Annotated in this window: 17 protein-coding genes and 1 riboswitch; of the genes, 10 read left to right on the top strand and 7 right to left on the bottom strand. The window is 61.3% G+C overall.

What is annotated here, in order from left to right:
- Positions 1-170: 170 nt before the first annotated feature.
- Genes FS767_RS19965 through FS767_RS19955 form a run of 3 tightly spaced genes read right to left on the bottom strand, consistent with a single transcriptional unit; the run spans position 171 to position 4,016 of the window.
- On the bottom strand, positions 171-1,472 hold the full coding sequence (locus FS767_RS19965; RefSeq protein ID WP_144967679.1) for a cytochrome c: 1,302 nt from the start codon (positions 1,470-1,472) through the stop codon (positions 171-173).
- 12 nt (positions 1,473-1,484) lie between these two features.
- Positions 1,485-3,269, bottom strand: coding sequence for a GMC family oxidoreductase (locus FS767_RS19960; protein WP_144967677.1), 1,785 nt, complete (start codon positions 3,267-3,269; stop codon positions 1,485-1,487).
- Positions 3,270-3,272: 3 nt separating this feature from the next.
- Positions 3,273-4,016, bottom strand: a complete 744-nt coding sequence (locus tag FS767_RS19955; RefSeq protein ID WP_144967675.1) for a gluconate 2-dehydrogenase subunit 3 family protein — start codon at positions 4,014-4,016, stop codon at positions 3,273-3,275.
- Between the two features lie 171 nt (positions 4,017-4,187).
- Here FS767_RS19955 and alkB point away from each other — a divergent pair, with 171 nt between their 5' ends.
- Positions 4,188-4,835, top strand: coding sequence for a DNA oxidative demethylase AlkB (gene alkB / locus FS767_RS19950; RefSeq protein ID WP_144967673.1), 648 nt, complete (start codon positions 4,188-4,190; stop codon positions 4,833-4,835).
- Between the two features lie 142 nt (positions 4,836-4,977).
- The gene (locus tag FS767_RS19945; RefSeq protein WP_049695925.1) at positions 4,978-5,265 is read left to right on the top strand and encodes a hypothetical protein; all 288 of its coding nucleotides are present in this window, start codon (positions 4,978-4,980) and stop codon (positions 5,263-5,265) included.
- A gap of 33 nt (positions 5,266-5,298) precedes the next feature.
- Here FS767_RS19945 and FS767_RS19940 read toward each other — a convergent pair whose 3' ends face one another.
- The 4 genes from FS767_RS19940 to FS767_RS19925 form a co-directional block, all read right to left on the bottom strand.
- Entirely contained in the window at positions 5,299-5,559 is a 261-nt protein-coding gene (locus FS767_RS19940) for a DUF1652 domain-containing protein (protein ID WP_144967671.1), read from the bottom strand.
- Between the two features lie 217 nt (positions 5,560-5,776).
- Positions 5,777-6,640: a pirin family protein gene (locus FS767_RS19935; RefSeq protein WP_144967669.1), complete on the bottom strand. Its 864-nt coding sequence runs from the start codon at positions 6,638-6,640 to the stop codon at positions 5,777-5,779.
- A 45-nt stretch (positions 6,641-6,685) separates the two neighbouring features.
- Complete coding sequence (locus tag FS767_RS19930) at positions 6,686-7,606, bottom strand: alpha/beta fold hydrolase (RefSeq protein ID WP_144967667.1); 921 nt, start codon at positions 7,604-7,606, stop codon at positions 6,686-6,688.
- 20 nt (positions 7,607-7,626) lie between these two features.
- Positions 7,627-8,250, bottom strand: coding sequence for a LysE family translocator (locus FS767_RS19925; protein WP_144967665.1), 624 nt, complete (start codon positions 8,248-8,250; stop codon positions 7,627-7,629).
- Positions 8,251-8,384: 134 nt separating this feature from the next.
- Here FS767_RS19925 and FS767_RS19920 point away from each other — a divergent pair, with 134 nt between their 5' ends.
- The 8 genes from FS767_RS19920 (at position 8,385) to FS767_RS19885 (ending at position 15,718) form a co-directional block, all read left to right on the top strand.
- Positions 8,385-8,864, top strand: coding sequence for a GNAT family N-acetyltransferase (locus FS767_RS19920; protein WP_144967663.1), 480 nt, complete (start codon positions 8,385-8,387; stop codon positions 8,862-8,864).
- 54 nt (positions 8,865-8,918) lie between these two features.
- Positions 8,919-9,142, top strand: a riboswitch (cobalamin riboswitch).
- Positions 9,143-9,229: 87 nt separating this feature from the next.
- On the top strand, positions 9,230-9,421 hold the full coding sequence (locus tag FS767_RS19915) for a CbtB-domain containing protein (RefSeq protein WP_144967661.1): 192 nt from the start codon (positions 9,230-9,232) through the stop codon (positions 9,419-9,421).
- Between the two features lie 10 nt (positions 9,422-9,431).
- A complete protein-coding gene (locus tag FS767_RS19910) occupies positions 9,432-10,118 on the top strand; it encodes a CbtA family protein (RefSeq protein WP_144967659.1) in 687 nt (228 codons plus the stop codon).
- Positions 10,115-10,501 carry a cobalamin biosynthesis protein gene (locus FS767_RS19905; RefSeq protein WP_144967657.1) on the top strand — a complete coding sequence of 129 codons (387 nt, stop codon included), beginning with the start codon at positions 10,115-10,117 and terminating at the stop codon, positions 10,499-10,501. Before FS767_RS19910 ends, FS767_RS19905 begins: the two co-directional genes overlap by 4 nt.
- 34 nt (positions 10,502-10,535) lie before the next feature.
- The gene (gene cobM, locus FS767_RS19900; RefSeq protein ID WP_144967655.1) at positions 10,536-11,282 is read left to right on the top strand and encodes a precorrin-4 C(11)-methyltransferase; all 747 of its coding nucleotides are present in this window, start codon (positions 10,536-10,538) and stop codon (positions 11,280-11,282) included.
- A gap of 63 nt (positions 11,283-11,345) precedes the next feature.
- A complete protein-coding gene (locus tag FS767_RS19895) occupies positions 11,346-11,588 on the top strand; it encodes a DUF1272 domain-containing protein (protein ID WP_144967653.1) in 243 nt (80 codons plus the stop codon).
- A gap of 220 nt (positions 11,589-11,808) precedes the next feature.
- Positions 11,809-12,423 carry a response regulator transcription factor gene (locus FS767_RS19890; RefSeq protein ID WP_058605012.1) on the top strand — a complete coding sequence of 205 codons (615 nt, stop codon included), beginning with the start codon at positions 11,809-11,811 and terminating at the stop codon, positions 12,421-12,423.
- A 13-nt stretch (positions 12,424-12,436) separates the two neighbouring features.
- Entirely contained in the window at positions 12,437-15,718 is a 3,282-nt protein-coding gene (locus FS767_RS19885) for a transporter substrate-binding domain-containing protein (RefSeq protein ID WP_144967685.1), read from the top strand.
- Positions 15,719-15,731 lie beyond the last annotated feature (13 nt).

The following is a 15,731-nucleotide window of genomic DNA, read 5'->3' as shown; positions in this document are numbered from 1 at the left end:
CTGAGATAGCGCAGGCCTGGACTTTGCAGAAGCAACTGCCTTGTGCCGCCTCTAAAGGCTAGCCGATTTCCGGGAACGGTCTTGCCGGTCCTCCGACCCGGCTAGACCGCTCCTACCCCACAGCCCCAACACAGTCGTTCTGGCAGCGGCCTAACTACAATCAACAACGTCTAATGCTCGGTCACCTGCCCGAGATCGTCACCCGATGTCTGCTTCATGTCGCTTGTGCGCAGCTTTTTCACCGCCTTGACCTCGATAGGCTCCCCCTGGTTACCCCAACTGGTGCGAATGAAGTTGACCACGTCAGTCACCTCCTGATCGCTCAGGCGCCAGCCATAGGCCGGCATGGTGAAGGTCGAGGGCGCAGTGCGGGTCGCAGGAAGGGTCCCGCCCTTGAGGATCAAATGGATCAACGAGGTAGCATCCTGGGTCTGCACCACCGGGTTACCGGCAAGCGCTGGAAAGACGCGCGTGTATCCCTTGCCATCGGTACGGTGGCAGGCGGCGCAATTGTCGATATACACCCCAGCCCCAGGCTTGCTGTCATCGCCCTTCCACAGCGCATCCGCTACTTGCCGGTCATAGACGTGGGGCGTGTCATTCGCATTGCTGGGCGGCAAGGTCTTCAAGTAGCGCGCGATGGCCGTCAGGTCGGCGTCGCTCATGTACTGCATGCTGTGCTCCACCACATCGCTCATGCCGCCGAACACTGCACTGGTGTCGCTGCGGCCAGTCTTGAGAAACTGCACCAGTTGCGCCTCGCTCCAACTGCCCAGGCCATCCTTGTGATCGCCTCGCAGATTCTTCGCCACCCAACCTTCGAGCGGCGCGCTGCCGGCCAGGAAGGCATCGCCCTCCTCGGCACTCAACGCTTTTTCCTGCATGGTCAGTGCCCTTGGGGTATGGCAGGCACCGCAGTGGCCCAGGCCTTCGACCAGGTAAGCTCCGCGATCGACCACCGGATCCCGCTCGGGCAACGGCTGCCAGGGTTCAGGGTCCGGGGCGAATACACCGCGCCAGATCGACAACGGCCAACGCATGCTCAAGGGCCAAGGAATGTCCGTGTCCTTGTTCGGCTCCTGCACGGGGGCCACGCCCTTCATGAAGTAGGCGTACAACGCCTGCATGTCGGGTTCGGTCAACCGGGCATAGGACGGGTATGGCATGGCCGGGTACAGCGTACTGCCATCCTTGCGGACCCCATGGCGCAGGGCACGGTCGAAATCTTCGAAACTGTAATGACCAATGCCCTCGGATGAAGGGGTGATGTTGGTCGAGTAAATCGTGCCGATCGGCGTTTCCATCGGCAATCCACCTGCGAACGGCTTGCCGTCTTTGGCCGTGTGGCACGCCACACAGTCTCCTGCCCGCGCCAGGTACTCACCCTGGCTGACCAGCGCCGGCTCGTCCTGCGCTGCCTGCGCCGTCATGCCTACACCGACCAGGACGGTGGCGATCAACATTCTGTTCATGCTCATCGCTCCTTACACCGCCACCAAGGGGCCGGGATTCTTCAGGTACCGTTCACGAATGGCCCGCGCCGACCAGTAGGTCAGCGCAGCGACCAGGCCGGTCGGGTTGTAGCCAAGCCCCTGCGGGAATGCCGAAGCCCCGGGCACGAACACGTTGTGCACATCCCAGCACTGCAAATAGCGGTTCAAGGCGCTGGTTTTTGGGTCGGTGCCCATGATCGCCCCACCGTTTAGGTGAGTGGTCTGGTAGGTGGCAGTATTGAAATGCTCGTTCACTTGCTTGCCCAGCACCGCAATGGCCTTGGGGTTCATGGCCTTGGCGATGGCGCTGAGCTTGCCGACCATGAACTGATTCATGCGGATGTCGTTTTCCTGCCAATCGAAGGTCATGCGCAGCAGCGGCAGGCCATAGGCATCACGGTAGGTTGGGTCCAGGTCCAGGTAATTGCCGCGGTAGGACTGATGCGCGCCGTGCGCATCCATGGATATCTGGTGGGTGTAGTAGTCGGCCGTGGCCTGTTTCCAGGCGCTGCCCCATGCGGGGGTGCCCGGGGGGTTGCCTACACCTGCGATGGGCCGCGTCCCTGCCTGGTTGACCCACATCGGTGAGCCACCGACGAAGCCGTGGGGGCCATGGTCGAAATTGTCGGCGTTGAAGTCGTCGATCGCCACGCCATTGCCACCGGCGCCGATGAAGTTGTTGGTGTGCAAGTCCTTGTCGAAGAAGGCCTTGACCGTGCCCATGTTCTGATAGGCGAAATTGCGCCCGACCACACCCTCATTCTTGACCGGGTCGTAGGGCTTGCCGATGCCAGAAAGCAGCATCAGGCGGACATTGTTGAACTGAAAGGCCGACAGGATCACCAGGTCAGCCGGCTGTTCGACTTCACGGCCCTGGGCGTCGATATAGCTCACGCCGGTCGCACGCTGCTTGCTGTCGTCCAGGTTCACCTTCAGCACATGGGCATTGGGCCTTAGCTCAAAGTGCTCCACTTGGCGCAACGCTGGGAGGATGTTCACGTTGGGCGACGCCTTGGAATACATGTAGCACACGTAGCCGCTGCAGAAGCCGCAGAAATTGCACGGCCCCATCTGAGCGCCATACGGGTTGGTGTAAGGGCCGGATGTGTTGGCCGAGGGCAGGTTGTAAGGGTGATAGCCCAACGACGAGGTGGCCTTCTGGAAAACCTGGGCCGACACCACGTTCTTCTGCGAGGGCAGCGGGAACGGATTGGAGCGGTCTGGGGCAAACGGGTTGCCCCCCTTGCCCTGCCCGACCAGCTCACCCTTGACCGTCCAGGCCTGGCCAGAGGTACCGAACACTTTCTCGGCAAAATCGAAGTAGGGTTCCAGTTCTTCGTAGCTGACGCCGAAATCCTGAATGGTCATGTCCTGGGGAATGAACGATTTGCCGTAGCGCTCTTCGTAGTGGCTGCGCATGCGCAGCTCCATCGGGTCGACACGAAAGTGCACCCCCGACCAGTGCAAACCGGCACCGCCCACGCCCTTGCCAGGCAAGAACGCGCCCAGCTGGCGGTACGGCAGCGCTACATCGTTGACGGTATGGCGTATGGTCACCGTTTCCTTGGACAGGTCCAGGAACAGCTTCTTGCGCACGCTGTAGGTGAGCTCGTCGATGACTTGCGGATAACTGCCGTCAGGGTACGTGTCCTGCATGGGCCCGCGCTCCAGCGCAACCACGTGCAGGCCGGCCTCGGTCAGCTCCTTGGCCATGATGGCCCCCGTCCAGCCAAAGCCGACGATCACGGCGTCGACCTTCTTCAATGCATTGGCCATTGATCAGGCCCTCTCGCCGCGAATGGATACAGGGGGGAACGGGTAGCGCTCGTTGCGCTCGGCCCAATCCATGAAGTCGGCGCGCGCTCCGGGAAAGCCGATGAGCTTCCAGCCGACCATGCCCTGGTTGCCGCCGTGGACCGGATCGCAGAAAAAGCCTTCGCGCGTGTTCTGCAGCAGCAGGCTGAAAAAGGCCTTGGCCGGCACGTCCTGCAAAGTCAGCTCGCCAGATTCCAGCTGCGCCAGCACCTTGTCCTGCTGATCGGGGCTGCGCGCGTGGAAGGCTTTGTTACCGTTGGCCAGGCACCATTGGTGAACACCCGCGATACCTAGGCGGTAGATTTGTTGCGGGGTCAGTTGCAATTGATAGCCAAGCTCAGGCGCCGCATCGGCCTTGAACGGACCTTGCATGTACCACAGCCCGCCACTGGCGTAAGCAGTGCCCATCTGGCGGTCGATATACTGCGCAGCGCCGGCCTCGAGGGCCCCAGGCCCCAGCTCGTCGGCTGGAATGAGACGGCTGACCGCTGCTTGGACAAAGGCGAACTCCTCTGGGGTGAAGAACGCAGGATGGTAGGCAGTGCCAGCGGGCTTGGATTCGGGCTGCTCAGGCTGGCGTACCGGCTCGGCCAGTGCGGTGGCACTGCCCAGGCCAATGCCGGTACTGGCCACCGTTACCACTGGTATCAAGGTCAGGGTCTTGCGCAGGAATTCCCTGCGGGGGTTGTCCGGTACGTGCTCAGACATGTGTAATCCTCATCATCAATCGGCTACCGCGGCCACGGCACGATGAAGACCATTAACAGATGGATGGCGTTCAGAAATGTTTTGAATTAATTGGTGGCTCATTGATAGTGAACACCCATGAACTCCAGCTTTCCTCTGCTGGGTAACAGGCCAACTGGAATACTCAGACTGATGATCCAATCCGATCTGGACCTGTTCGGGGCCCAACCGCAGCACTTGGCACCCTGCACTGTACTGTTGCCTGGTGCCGCGCTGGAAGATGTCGAGCATGTGCTGGATGCGCTTCGCCCGATACTGCGTTGCGTGCCCTGGCGGCACATGCGTACCCCTGGCGGTTTGAACATGGCCGTGGGCCTGACCAACTGCGGCGCACTGGGTTGGATCAGTGACGAACGCGGTTACCGATACAGCCCCGTGGACCCGCTGTCTGGTAGACCCTGGCCGGCGATGCCGCCCGTGCTGCTGACCTTGGCCACGCAATGCGCTGCGCTTGCAGGGTTCGAGGGCTTCGTACCGGATGCGTGCCTGATCAATCATTACCAACCAGGTATCCGCCTGAGCCTGCATCAGGACCGCGACGAAAAGGATTTCAGCCAACCCATCGTGTCCCTCTCGCTGGGTTTGCCTGCCGTATTTCTGATGGGTGGATTGCAACGTTCAGACAGAACCCAGCGTATTGCCCTGAATCATGGCGATGTGCTGGTGTGGGGCGGTGAAGACCGTCTACGCTTTCATGGTGTACTGCCGATCAAGCCAGGCGTGCATCCGCGCATGGGCCCGCGCCGCATCAACCTGACGTTTCGCAAGGCAGGCGCCTGAACGCCAACGCAATCGAATTGAACGCATGAGGCGGGATTGGACTCCCATGCAGCCTGCAGGCTCCTCAAGTTTCTTCCCTACAGGAGATCGTCATGACAGATCGGCATGCCCCAGCACGGACCACGGTCAGAGAGCAGCGACCATGAGAATGCCAGGCCGCGCTCCAAATGCATCGGTACAACTTGACTACGTCCGCGATACCCTGTTCGGACCCGTGGCGCAAAGTGTCGAGTGCCAGTGCCAGCTCGCACCGCTCAACCTGCAAGGGCGGCCTGCACTGCGCTTGCACATCTGCCCACCCTTGCCCAACAAGGTGCACCGAGCGCACAGTGTCGCGTTCATCTGGGATGGGCGCAGTTACCATGGTGTTGTCAGAGACCAGGGCAAGTGCGGTGACGGTGGGCTTAACCTTCTGCTCGAACTGCAGTAACGGCCGGTTAGAAACGTCGGTTGCGCCGCGCTGTCAGGCCAACCTCTTCGAGTACACGGGAGCGCCGTCGCGCATTGCGTGTAATTGGCCGACCAGATTGACCAGGTCCCTGCTGCTGTTGAGGCTGCTGAGCGGGACATCACAAAGCGTGACGGCCTGTGTCAGATCCTGACCATTGCCAAGGCGGATGGTCAGGTGTGCGCCGTCGGCGCAGCTGATTTCACACCGATCTGGCAAGCAGGCCTGCTCGATCATCTGTCGCAGTTCCAGTGTCGATACGCCTATCAGAGACATGGCAGAGCCCTCTTTGGATTAGCTGTGGGTGAATAGGCCTGGGTGTCAGGCACAGGATCACAGGAAGAGGAACCTGTCGGGGCGCATGCAACGATGCGGTATCGAAGTGCTGGGTTCCATCTGCACCTTAGCTGAAGAACACGCCGAGTGCTGGGTAGTTCGAGCCGTATCGAATCGGTGCGACGGGTGGTGGTTAGCGCCCCGGAACGGTGCGCGCTCAGGGTATCCGGCCAAACTTCCCTGACTGAAATCCTTCGATGGACTCGATGATTTCTTCCCGCGTGTTCATCACGAAGGGGCCGTATGCCACCATCGGCTCGTCGATAGGCTCGCCGCTCAGCACTAGCACACGAGCGTGCTGCGGGGCTTCAAGCAGTACATCGGCGCCGTCACGAGCCAATATCGTCACTGAGCACGAGCCAGCCTCACTGACCTGATTCAGCCGCACACCGCCTTGGAGGCTCACCACTGCAGCCGTGCGGCCTGCTGGGACGGGCAGCACCAGTTTGGCGCCGGCCTTAAGGTCCAGGTCCCACACGTCCATTGGCGTGAAAGTGCGAGCCGGGCCGCTCGCGCCTTGATACTCTCCTGCGATCACACGCAGGCTGCCCACGCCCGCACCCAAGTCCACCGTGGGGATATCGGCGCTGGCCAGAGTCTGATAGCCGGCCGGCGCGCGCTTGAACCGGGCCGGAAGGTTCACCCATAGTTGCACCGACTCCAGCACGCCGCCGCTGCGGGCAAACCCAGGTGAATGAAACTCTTCATGAACGATGCCGTCTGCAGCGGTCATCCACTGAACCTCACCCGGTCCAATGAGCCCGCCAGCGCCAGTGGAGTCGCGGTGCTCGAGTTCGCCCTGGTAGACGATCGTGACCGTCTCGAAACCCCGGTGTGGGTGAGCTCCGACCCCGCGGCGCGCCGAGGTGGAGGCAAAGGTGTGGGGGCCGGCGTAATCGAGAAGCAGAAACGGGCTGGTGCGACTGACGTCGTCGTCATAGGTGAACAGGCTGCGGACCGGAAAGCCATCGCCGACCCAGTGCCCGGCAGGGTTGGAACGGGTATTCAAAATCGTCTTCATCGTGCGCTCCTAAACGTGCGGGTGCCACCATAACGTTGCATCGACTCACGGGCTAGCTACCGGGAACGGTCCAGCGTGTTCTATGGGTAGGACGCTGGATCGGAGGAAAGCCAGCACCTCCTGCGCCGCAGCCTCAGGGTTTTCCTGCATGAAACAGTGTCCGCCGGCGACCTTCTGCGCACTGACATGAGGGTTGAGCGCTGCCAGCCGTAATGCCGACGCCTGTACATAAGGGTAGGTTTGGCTGCCGTACACCACACGCGTCGGCACGCTGATACGCGCCAGGCTCGACCACAGGTGGGACGGATAGGTACTGAAAATGTCCACTTCGCGGCTTGGACGGCACTTGAGCATTACACCCCCTTCGCCTTCGGCGATCGCGTGCGTCACGTAGGCCTGCAATGCCGCGTGGGTCCAGCCTTTGAAAATGCCCCGCCCTTTCAGGGAAGTCATGGCTGAGGGGCGGTCCGGCCAGGTACTGCGCCTGCCGGCCGTTTTGCGCGCCAGCGCATGGTGCCGATTCAGCCCGAAGCAGGCGGCCAGCTTCATCGAAAACAGCATGCGCCGGCTGAAGATCACCGGGTCGAGTAGCACCGCGCGCTCGAACAGCTGCGGCTCACTGGCCAGCAGCAACCCGGTGAGTACTCCACCGAAGCTATGACCGATGGCAAGCCGGGGTACGTTGCCATACTCAGTCACGTGCGCGCTGAAGGCTTCGGCGGCCAGTGCTGCCGTGCGGTTCCAGCCACGGAATGGGCCACCGTGGTCACTGTCCCCGTGCCCCTGGACGTCGCTGAGCCAAAGATCGAAGTGCTGCCCCAGGTGCATCAGCAACGGTTGATAGGCCAGCGAGCAGAACCCGTTGCCGTGCAGAACGTGCAGCAGGGGACGCCCTGTAGGCTCGCTGCGCCAGCCGCGCATGGTGAACCCTGCGCTACAGTCGTGGGACCACGGTGTCAGTTGCATGATGGGCGCTGCCTTCTGCATCAAGGGTGAAACGCCGATTCTACAAACAGCAGCGGGTAGAGAGATATGACCAGCAGTGCAGCCATCAGGACATTGAACAGCATCAGCCAGCGCGGGTTCTGCAGCAGGCCGCGCAGCGCACTGCCGAACATGACCCACACGCCCACGCTGGGCAGGTTCACCAAGGCGAACAATGCGGCGATGACCACCACGTTAGCGACATAGCCTTGCGCCGGGGTATAGGTCGTTATCGCGCCAATGGCCATGACCCAAGCCTTCGGATTGACCCATTGGAAAGCAGCCGCGGCCCAGAAGCCAATAGGCTTGGGCTCTGCCGTAGAAGCGGCGCCAACCGGCCCTGAGGTGGCGATTTTCCAAGCCAGGTACAGCAGATAGCCCGCTCCGGCATAGCGCAGTACGGTGTAGAGCGCAGGCCAGGCCTTGAACACCTCTCCCAGGCCCAGGCCAACGGCAAGCACCATGACCATGAACCCGACGCTGACGCCCAGCGCATGTGGCACCGAGCGGCGCACACCGAAATTCACGCCCGAAGCCAACAGCATGGTGTTGTTGGGCCCAGGAGTGATGGAAGACACGAAAGCGAACAGGACGAAGGCGATCAGCAGGTCGAGCGAGGCGAACATGACGGGTATTCCACTGGGTTCAGGAAAGGGTTCACACTAGCCCAGTGCCGTCTTCCCCCTTGCAGTACAGATACAGAGAATTTCGCAGATACACATAGCTGTACCACTCGCAGCCGATAAAGGATAAGCGCTCGATGAGTCTTGTAATTCGCCCTGCCCTACGCACTGACGCCCAACAGATCCTGGATTTCATTACCGAATTGGCCGAGTACGAGCGCGCCCGCGACGAGGTGCTGGCTACTACCCAGGACATCGAGCGCAGCCTGTTCGACGCAGGCAGCACCGTTCATTGCCTGATGGCCGAACGTGAGGGCCGCGCGATTGGTTTTGCCATCTACTTCTACAGTTACTCGACCTGGCTTGGGCGCAATGGCATCTACCTGGAAGACCTCTACATCACGCCCAACGACCGTGGCGATGGCGCCGGACGTGAGTTGCTCAGGCACATTGCCAAGCAGGCGGTTGCCCAAGGCTGCGGCCGTCTGGAATGGAGTGTGCTGGATTGGAACGAACCGGCCATTGGGTTTTATGACGCATTGGGGGCGCAACCGCAGAACGAGTGGCTGCGGTATCGGCTCGATGGCGAGCGGCTGATTGCCTTCGCTCAGCAATGATCGAGCGCTTGCCCGCCTCGCCTGTGCATTTGACGCAACGCAGCGCTCGTGCTTTTCTATCGCATTGCGTCAGGTGCCCCTAAAGGGTGAAACGGGAAATCGGTGCGTCGCAGGCCTGTCAGGCAGGCTTTGACTATTCCGGTGCTGCCCCCGCAACGGTAAGCGAGTGAGGCGTCTTTACCACTGTGCCAGGAGACTGGGCATGGGAAGGTGACGCTGCCCAGGAGATACACTCCTCCTCGCAAGCCCGGAGACCGGCCTGGCGTCCATCAACACCCCGCGGTGGGCGGGCGCTGTCGCATTCCTGCGGGTATCGCCTGCAGCTGCCGCGCCTGCCCGTCCCCAACACGCAGAGGAAGGCGCCAATGCCCGTCACAACCCGCCCGCACGTTACCAGCATCGTTGCCCCCGGATCTCTCAGCCAACGCATTGTCGTCGCTGTAAGCGCCAGCCTGCTGGGCTTGTGCCTGGTCTACTTTGCCGGCTTCTCGCACATCGAAGCCGTTCACAACGCTGCGCATGACACCCGTCACAGCGCCGCCTTCCCCTGCCACTGAGTTGCCACCCATGATCACGCACATTGCCCGTACGGCGGGCTTCAGCGGACTGCTGGCAGCACTGCTGCTGACCGTGCTGCAAAGTTTGTGGGTCAGCCCGCTGATCCTGGAAGCGGAGACATACGAGGCATCGGCCCCGGCACATGCCCATGCCCAAGGTACCGAGGCTGCCCATGAGCACAGTGACGAGGCCTGGTCACCCGAAGAGGGTTGGCAGCGCACGCTCTCGACCACCGGCGGCAACCTGGTCGTGGCGGTGGGGTTCGCTTTGATACTGGCTGGCTTGTACAGCCTGCGCCAACCGCGCACCACGGCCAGTGGAGCTGCCTGGGGCCTGGCCGGTTTCGCCGTGTTCTGCCTGGCGCCCACGCTCGGGCTGCCGCCGGAGCTGCCGGGCACCGCTGCGGCGGACCTGGCGCAACGCCAGGTCTGGTGGGCTGGCGCTGCGGGTGCCACGGCCGTGGGCCTGGCACTGCTGGTATTTGCCCGCCACTGGGCGTTTAAGGGGGTGGGTGTCATTGTCCTGCTGCTGCCGCACGTGGTGGGTGCGCCTCAGCCTGAAGTGCACCAGAGTTTGGCTCCAGCGGCGCTGGAAACTCAGTTCCAGCTGGCGTCCTGGCTCACCAATGCAGCATTCTGGCTTGCCCTTGGCCTGATCAGCGCAGCGCTGTATCGCCGCTTCAGCCGACCAGAGTGAAGCCGTTCTACGCAGGGTTTGGCTGCCGCAGGGGTTGCCCGATGGACAGCTTGTTGACCTTGCTCGAACAAGGCCTCGCCCAGCGAGGCCTGGACCCTGCGCACCTTCACGGTATCGCCAGCATCGATCTCAAGGCGCGCGAGCCAGGGCTGCATGCACTGGCCAGCCACCTGGCGCTGCCCTTGGTGTTCTACCCTGCACCGCACTTGAATCGCTTCGAAACGCATCTAAGCCATCGCTCAGCCGTCGCCTATGCGCACAGCGGGTGCTGGGGCGTGGCAGAGAGTGCAGCGCTGGCCATGGCTGACCAGTACAATGGCGACCCGCAACTGCTGGTCACGCGTCGAACGCTAGGCCCTGCGACCCTGGCCATCGCTCACTGATCCCGCTCACCCTTGTCAATCATTCAGGAATACCATGACGGTTTACTTCATCGGCGCCGGCCCCGGCGACCCCGAGCTGATCACGGTCAAGGGGCAGCGCCTGATTCGCACCTGCCCTGTCATCATCTATGCCGGCTCTCTGGTCCCCCTTGCCGTTCTGGAAGGCCACTGCGCCGATACCCTGATCAACAGCGCAGAACTGCACCTCGAGCAGATCATCGACGCTATCGAGTGCGCCCATGCGCAGGGCAAGGATGTCGCGCGTGTGCACAGCGGTGATCCGAGCCTTTATGGCGCCATCGGTGAACAGATCCGCCATCTGCAGCGTCTTGGCATCGACTATCAGATTGTGCCAGGCGTCACCGCCGTGGCTGCCAGCGCCGCGTTACTGGGATGCGAACTGACCTTGCCCGACGTCGCCCAGAGCGTGATCCTGACCCGCTTCGCAGACAGCTCGCCCATGCCAGCCGGCGAGCAGCTGGAGGCGCTTGCGCGCCATGGCACGACGCTAGCCATTCACCTGGGGGTCAAGCACCTGGCACGCATCGTCGAACAGCTACTGCCTCACTACGGTGGCGACTGCCCCGTTGCCGTGGTCTATCGTGCCACCTGGCCAGACCAGGATTGGGTGCGAGGCACACTGGACGACATCGTCGAGCGCGCCACTGTCAAAGGTTATCGTCGCACCGCGTTGATTCTGGTGGGCCGAGTACTGGGCGACACGCCGTTCGCCGAATCGGCCCTTTACCGTGCGGGGCATGCGCACCTGTACCGCGTCTAGCTTGCCAGCCAGTTCTGGTCCGGAACACACTGCGTACAGACAGTCCTGACAGGAATCACGCTTATGCTGGAATTGCGCCCCAACTGCGAGTGCTGTGATGCCGCCCTGCCCGGTGACAGCCTCGATGCCTTCATCTGCTCATTCGAGTGCACCTTTTGCCGAGAGTGTGCGCAGGAACGTTTGCAAGGTCGATGCCCCAACTGCCAGGGCATGCTTGCAGCTCGACCCGCACGGGTTGGCAAATCGTTGGTAGAGCACCCTGCATCGTCACTACGCGTAAGTAAAGTACACATAGCGTGTAGCTGATCTTACGGTTCGGCGGCTAACGAGAGGCCAAACGCCGCTGAACCGGCCTGTTTTTTGTAGGAATTTTCAACGACCCCTTCAGGGCAATTCAACACTTCTATACTCGGCATTATCAAAGTTCGGTAATGGTCGTATCGTGCTGCGCTTCTGACTAACCCACTTACAGAAGTATTCCTGAATATCTCAGGAACTGGACCACATCTGAACAGGAGTTTTCCTAATGACCAACGTGCTGATCGTGGAGGACCACCCCATCGTCCGCTTATCTTTGCGCATGCTGCTCGAACATGAACGTTTCAATGTGATCGCAGAAGTGGGCAATGGCAGTGAAGTCGCGCAAGTGGCACGCGAGCTGAAACCGGACGTGGTGATTCTGGACATCGGTTTGCCTGGGCTGGACGGCATGGAAGTCATCAAGCGCCTGCAATCGCTCGATCAGGTGCCCAAAATCATGGTCCTCACCGGCCAGGCAACTGACTTGTATGTACGCCGCTGTCTGGACGCAGGCATCGGCGCATTCGTGACCAAGGAGGAAGATCACGAAGCCTTGCTGTTCGCGCTCAAGGCCCTGGTAAAAGGCTATTCGACGTTCCCGCAGATGTCGGTCAACAGCAATTCGCTGGAAAGCGAGCCGGTGCGCTTGGCGAGCCTTTCCAACCGCGAAATGGAAGTCCTCAGGCGCCTGGCGCGTGGAGAAAGCAACAAGAACATCGGCAGCTGCATGAACCTCAGCGCCAAAACCATCAGCACCTACCGCGGCCGGATCATGGAAAAGCTCAAGACCGAGTCACTGGTGGAGATGGTCGATCTCGCCAAGCGTAACCACGTCTACTGAGCGGCGCATGACGATCAAACGCGTGCTGGCGAGCACCGTCCTGATGATGGTGCTGGCGTGCGCCGTCGCGCAGTCGCTGGCCAGCGAGACGCGCAGTTTGCTGGCCCGTTCAGTAAGCGCCACGCAGCCTTTGAATCTGCAAACGGCCGAGCGCCAGTGGCTAGACGCCCGCAAGCGCTTGGTGTTGGGCACCTCCCGGCCCGACTATCCGCCATTCGATATCAATGTCAGTCCCAATGACTACGAAGGCCTGACGGCAGATTACGTCGGCATCATCGCCGAGTTGTTGGGTATAGCCGTTGAAGTCAAACGTTTCGATAGCCGTTATCAGGCCATAGAAGCGCTGCATGAAGGACGCGTGGACGTGCTGGGCAGCTCCAACAGCTTTGAGGCTGCTGACGCCGGGTTGAGCTTGACTACAGCGTATGCCGATGACCTGCCGGTGATCGTGACCCGGGAAGGCCAGCGCCTTGCACCTGCCCACGACCTTGCAGGGCTGCGTCTGGCCATGGTTGACCATTACCTGCCCGCCAATCGTGCCCGCGCCCTTTATCCGGCAGCGCAGCTGATTTTGTATCGCTCCACCCAGGCGGGTCTGGCCGCCGTGGCAATGGGCGAAGCCGACGCCTACCTGGGCGATGCTATCAGCACGGACTATCTGATTGGCAAGACATTCAGAGGCGCACTGCGGATCGATCACTTCTCGCCGATTGTTCCTGAAGCGTTTGCCTTTGCAGTGGCACGCGATAACGATGCACTGCGCCAACTGCTCGACAAGGCACTGCGCCGGATTGGCGAAAGCGAGCGCCTGGCCATTCTCAAGCGCTGGAGCAACAGCAACACCAGTCTTTTGTTACAGCGCCGCCTGAGTGTACTGACCGACGAGGAGCAAGCCTGGATCACGGCTCACCCGGTCGTAGAGGTGTTGATCAATCCGGCCTTGGCGCCCTTGACGTTCTACGATGACCAGCAGCGGCCCAGTGGCATAACCCTTGACCTGCTCAAGCAAATTACCCTGAGGACCGGGCTGCAATTTCATACCAGGCAAGCCGAGTCCGCCCAGTCCATGATCGACCGCCTGGGCCAAGGCGACGCAATGATGATCGGCGCGTTGGGTTACGGCGGCGAACGGTCCAGGCACGTGCGCTACACACGGCCCTACCTGATCAGCCCGCGCGTGCTCGTTACCCGTGCCGATTACCCGTTGCAGGCCGGTATCCAGCGCTTCGAACCGCAACGAATCGCGTTGATTCGCAGCTCCCCGCAGCGCGCCATGCTGCAACATCGCTACCCCCAGGCCCGGCTTGTCGAAGTCGACAACCCCCTGGACCTGATGGAGGCTGTGGTCAATCGCAGTGCCGATGCCGCTTTGAGCAGCCATATCAATGCGGCTTACTACATCAGTCACGTCTTCAAGAACCGACTTCAGATCGCAAGCATCCTTGACGAAGATCCGGCCGTTGCGGCGTTTGCCGTCGCGGCCGATCAGCCACAATTGCAATCGATCCTGGACAAAGCCTTACTGAGCATAGCGCCCGAAGAACTCGAGCAATTGATCAATCGCTGGAGGACCAGCACCGTGGTCAGCGACAGCCCATGGCGCAACTACCGAGAACTGGCGCTACAGGTGTTGGTCCTTGCGGCGTTGCTGATCGCAGGTGTCGTCTTCTGGAACAGCTACCTGCGCAAACTGATCCAGAAGCGAGTCGAAGCCGAGCGCGCCCTGCAGACACAACTGGCGCTGAGTCGTGGCTTGCTGGAGCAGCTTCGCCATGCCAAGGATGAAGCCGAGCAGGCCAGCCTCATGAAAAGCACGTTCCTGACCACCATGAGCCACGAGATACGCACCCCCATGAATGCCGTGATCGGCTTGTTGGAATTGGCGCTCGAGGACAGTCGCGACGGTCGATGCGATACCCACATGCTCGAGACCGCGCATGAGTCAGCACTGGGTCTGCTAGCGCTGATAGGCGATATTCTGGATATTTCCAGGATCGAATCAGGCCACATCAGTTTGCAGCCGACCCCCACCGACCTGGTGGACCTCGTGCGCGCTACCGTTCGCGTCTTCGAGGGCAATGCGAGGGCCAAGGGCCTTGAGCTTGCCTGTGAACTACCCACCGAACCTGTGTGGGTTCAGGTAGATGCTGCGCGCCTGAAGCAGGTGCTGTCGAACCTGATCAGCAATGCGATCAAGTTCACCGACCGTGGTGAAGTCCACACCTCGATGCACGCGTCATTGCAAGGGGAGCGCCAATGCGTCGAGCTTTGTGTGCGCGACTCCGGTATTGGCATAAGTCCTGCGGACCAGGCGCGTCTGTTCAATGCATTCGTTCAGGTCGACGGGCCCCGTGCGCGCCAGGGCACCGGGCTGGGCCTTGTCATTAGCCGGGCTCTTGCCGAGCTCATGGGCGGTACGCTGACGCTGCAAAGTGTCGAAGGCGTGGGCACCAAGGTACAGATCGTGATGGCCCTGCCCCAGTGCGCCCCTGAGCTCAGTGCCGACAAGCAGGACTCAGCCACGCACCTTGAGGTTTGCACGATGAACATTCTGGTCGTGGACGACTATCCGGCCAACCTGCTGTTGCTTGACCGCCAGTTGCGCTCACTGGGGCATCAGGTGACCCAGGCGCAGAACGGCGAAGTCGCGCTGCAGCTGTGGCGTGAAGCGCACTTTGACGTGGTGATCACCGACTGCAGCATGCCTGTGATGGACGGTCACGAACTGGCCCGCCGTATCCGTGCCCAAGAACGCCGGCAAGGATTGTCGCCCGTAACGATTCTGGGGGTGACCGCCAATGCCCAGGCCGAGGAGCGGGAGCGATGCCTGGCCAGCGGAATGAATGACTGCCTGTTCAAGCCTATCGGCCTGCATGGCCTCAAGGCACACCTGCCCCAGTCGGCTGGTAAGCCGCAAGCAGCCCCTGCACCTGCGCGGCCCGTTGGCTTGAACCTGGCCGAATTGCGTCACCTGACCCGCGACGACGACGATTTGATCCGGCATCTGATCGAGCAGTTGTCGCAAAGCGTGGCCGAAGACCTTGCAACGCTGCGTACGCTTGATGGGCAAGCCCCGGATGGCGCACTCAAGGCATTGGCTCACCGTATCAAGGGTGGGGCCAAAATGCTCAAGGTACGTCACCTGGTCGCCGACTGCGAAGCGCTCGAGCAGGCGCTTGCAGCAGGTGGTCCTGTAGACGACTTGCGTCGCGTACTCCAGGGCACCCTGCAAGTGCTGCTGCAAGACCTGATTGCCACTTTGGAGACCATGCCCAAACCACCAGAGCGGAACTGAAGCGGTCGCATCA

It is taken from the genome of Pseudomonas sp. DE0010, from assembly GCF_007680745.1.
GTDB classification, from domain to species: Bacteria; Pseudomonadota; Gammaproteobacteria; order Pseudomonadales; family Pseudomonadaceae; genus Aquipseudomonas; species Aquipseudomonas parafulva_B.
The sequence above is the reverse complement of the archived record's forward strand: the minus strand, read 5'-3'. Positions and strand labels throughout refer to the sequence as shown.

Excerpts from the sequence above, each read along its gene's own strand:
- FS767_RS19965 (WP_144967679.1), bottom strand. The coding sequence starts at position 1,472 with ATGAACAGAATGTTGATCGCCACCGTCCTGGTCGGTGTAGGCATGACG.
- FS767_RS19960 (WP_144967677.1), bottom strand. The coding sequence starts at position 3,269 with ATGGCCAATGCATTGAAGAAGGTCGACGCCGTGATCGTCGGCTTTGGC.
- FS767_RS19955 (WP_144967675.1), bottom strand. The coding sequence starts at position 4,016 with ATGTCTGAGCACGTACCGGACAACCCCCGCAGGGAATTCCTGCGCAAG.
- alkB (WP_144967673.1), top strand. The coding sequence starts at position 4,188 with ATGATCCAATCCGATCTGGACCTGTTCGGGGCCCAACCGCAGCACTTG.
- FS767_RS19945 (WP_049695925.1), top strand. The coding sequence starts at position 4,978 with ATGAGAATGCCAGGCCGCGCTCCAAATGCATCGGTACAACTTGACTAC.
- FS767_RS19940 (WP_144967671.1), bottom strand. The coding sequence starts at position 5,559 with ATGTCTCTGATAGGCGTATCGACACTGGAACTGCGACAGATGATCGAG.
- FS767_RS19935 (WP_144967669.1), bottom strand. The coding sequence starts at position 6,640 with ATGAAGACGATTTTGAATACCCGTTCCAACCCTGCCGGGCACTGGGTC.
- FS767_RS19930 (WP_144967667.1), bottom strand. The coding sequence starts at position 7,606 with ATGCAACTGACACCGTGGTCCCACGACTGTAGCGCAGGGTTCACCATG.
- FS767_RS19925 (WP_144967665.1), bottom strand. The coding sequence starts at position 8,250 with ATGTTCGCCTCGCTCGACCTGCTGATCGCCTTCGTCCTGTTCGCTTTC.
- FS767_RS19920 (WP_144967663.1), top strand. The coding sequence starts at position 8,385 with ATGAGTCTTGTAATTCGCCCTGCCCTACGCACTGACGCCCAACAGATC.
- FS767_RS19915 (WP_144967661.1), top strand. The coding sequence starts at position 9,230 with ATGCCCGTCACAACCCGCCCGCACGTTACCAGCATCGTTGCCCCCGGA.
- FS767_RS19910 (WP_144967659.1), top strand. The coding sequence starts at position 9,432 with ATGATCACGCACATTGCCCGTACGGCGGGCTTCAGCGGACTGCTGGCA.
- cobM (WP_144967655.1), top strand. The coding sequence starts at position 10,536 with ATGACGGTTTACTTCATCGGCGCCGGCCCCGGCGACCCCGAGCTGATC.
- FS767_RS19895 (WP_144967653.1), top strand. The coding sequence starts at position 11,346 with ATGCTGGAATTGCGCCCCAACTGCGAGTGCTGTGATGCCGCCCTGCCC.
- FS767_RS19890 (WP_058605012.1), top strand. The coding sequence starts at position 11,809 with ATGACCAACGTGCTGATCGTGGAGGACCACCCCATCGTCCGCTTATCT.